Source organism: Streptodolium elevatio (genome assembly GCF_053592165.1).
This window is the reverse complement of record NZ_JBSFVE010000072.1, coordinates 1-2231: the sequence shown is the minus strand read 5'-3', so window position 1 is coordinate 2231 and position 2231 is coordinate 1. Positions and strand designations below refer to the sequence as shown.

General features: G+C 69.3%; 1 protein-coding gene. It reads right to left on the bottom strand.

Going from position 1 to position 2231, the window contains the following annotated elements:
• Nucleotides 1-192: 192 nt before the first annotated feature.
• Nucleotides 193-1659 carry a nucleobase:cation symporter-2 family protein gene (locus tag ACWD12_RS40960; protein ID WP_450103946.1) on the bottom strand — a complete coding sequence of 489 codons (1467 nt, stop codon included), beginning with the start codon at nt 1657-1659 and terminating at the stop codon, nt 193-195.
• Nucleotides 1660-2231: the final 572 nt, after the last annotated feature.

The window sequence follows — 2231 nt, the reverse complement described above, 5'->3', positions numbered from 1 at the left end:
TCTCTCCCTTGCTGGGGTGGGGGGGGGCGTGGGGGTCCTCCCGTTTTCCCCGCACGCCCGAGGGGGCGGGTCTGTCCCGTATGCACGTGCATACGGGACAGACCGGCCACGTCTGTTCTTCTGCTGCTCTGCCGTCCTGCGTCACGCTGTTCTGGCGTGCTGCGGGCCTCTGTGGGGCCGTCGGACGCCGCGTCAGACGGCCGCGGGGCTTCCGACGGACGGCCCCGGTTCGACGGCGGTGAGCGGTGCTTCGGGCGGGGCGTCTGCGGCACTTCGAGCCGACCGGCCTACGTGGTGGAAGGCGAGGTTCAGCACGACCGCCACGATGCACCCCGCGGAGATCCCGGACTCGGCGATCATGGCGACCTTGTCGGGGAACGCCGCGTAGAACTCCGGGTAGGCGATGGGGAAAACGCCGAACGCCAGGCTCACCGCGACGATCAGCGCGTTCGGCCCGTCGGCGAGGTCGGCCTTGGCGAGCGTACGGATCCCGGCGACCGCCACCGATCCGAACAGCACGACGCCCGCGCCACCGAGCACCGGCTGCGGCACGAGCGCGACCAGCCCGCCGACCACCGGCATGAGGCCCATCAGCACCAGGAATCCGCCGCAGGCCGCGACGACGAAGCGGCTGCGGATCCGGGTGAGCGCCACGAGGCCGATGTTCTGTGCGAAGGCCGTGCACGCGAACCCGTTGAAGACCCCGGCGAACGCGGTGGCGAGGCCGTCGGCCCGCAGGCCGCCCGCGATGGTCCGGTCGTCCGCCGGCTTCTCGACGACCTCGCCGAGCGCGATGATGTCGGCGGTGGACTCGGTCATGCACACGATCATGACGACGAGCATCGACACGATGACCGCGGCGTCGAACTCCGGCGCCCCGAAGGCGAACGGCTGCGGCACCTCGAACAGCGGGAGGTCGGCGAGGGCGTCGCCGTCGACCTTGCCGAACGGGATGGCCGCGAGCGTACCGACGAGGAGCCCGAGCAGGATCGCGATGCGCTGGAGAAACCCGGTGAGGAGCTGGTGCAGCACCAAGATGGACGCGAGCGTGATGCCCGCGAGCGCGAGGTTCTCGCCGGAGCCGTAGCCGGGCGCGTGCGAATCTCCGCCCCGCGCCCAGTTGGCCGCAACGGGCAGCAGCGAGACGCCGATCAGGGTGATGACCGTGCCGCTGACGACGGGCGGGAAGAACCTGACGAGCCGGCAGAAAACCGGTGCCAGGACGAAGCAGAAGACCCCCGCGATGATCGTCGATCCGAAGACGACCGGCAGTGTGGCGTCGCCCTTGGACGCGACCACGGCCAGGATCGGCGACACGACCGCGAAGGTGACGCCGTTGACGAAGGGCAGGCGCGAACCGACGCCCATGAAGCCGATCGTCTGGAGCAGCGTCGCCAGTCCCGCGACCAGCAGGCTGGCACCGAGCAGCGTGGTCATCTCGGCGGCGGTCAGGCTGAGCGCGCCGCCGATGATGAGCGGCGGGGCTGCGACGCCCGCGTACATGGTGGCCACGTGTTGCAGTGCCCCCGCGAGCAGCCTGCCGGGCGGCAGGACTTCGTCGACGGGGTGTACGGGGACAGGGTGAACAGGGGCTTCCTTGCCGCCTGTTCCGTCGCCCTGTGGTGCTTCCTTGCTCCTGGTGGGGAGTTTCCAGCCCATGCGATGTGCCCTCCGCGGCGGAGGCCGCCCCCTGCACGTGGGCGGCCGTCGGGTGGCTGTGCCTATGGCCCTTGCGTTGTTCCGGGAAGCGCTGCGCGGCCGGACCGGGGGCGGTGTCTCGGCGGCGCGTTGCCGGCGGGTGGTTCACCGCACCGGCGATTCACTTGTTTTCCGTAATGCGGAATTAATCTTCCGACTTGTAGAAAGAGACTGTAGGGAGACCGGCAAGGGCGGTCAAGAGTCGGATGTTGGTACGAGCACGTCGGCGCGAATCCGGGCCGAACTGGCGTACCTGCTCCAGGACACCGACGGGCGCCTAGTGCTGTGGCCGGGGAGGTTCACCGGTTCTCGCCGCCCAGCACGGCGCCTCGCGGCGTTACGGACCCTCGCGAGTACGACCGAGTACGAGCTTCGGGCCCGCGCCTTGCGATGCACCGCACTGAACGACGAGAACCGGCAAACCTCCCCGGCCACAGCACTAGTAGTGCTTTGTTATGTGGCCTTGGCAAGGGTTGTTTCCGGCGGTTTGCTGTTGGTATGACGCCGGGGGAACTGTCTTTGTTACGTGGGCG

Coding starts and splice junctions, on each gene's coding strand:
- ACWD12_RS40960 (WP_450103946.1), bottom strand. CDS start 1,659: ATGGGCTGGAAACTCCCCACCAGGAGCAAGGAAGCACCACAGGGCGAC.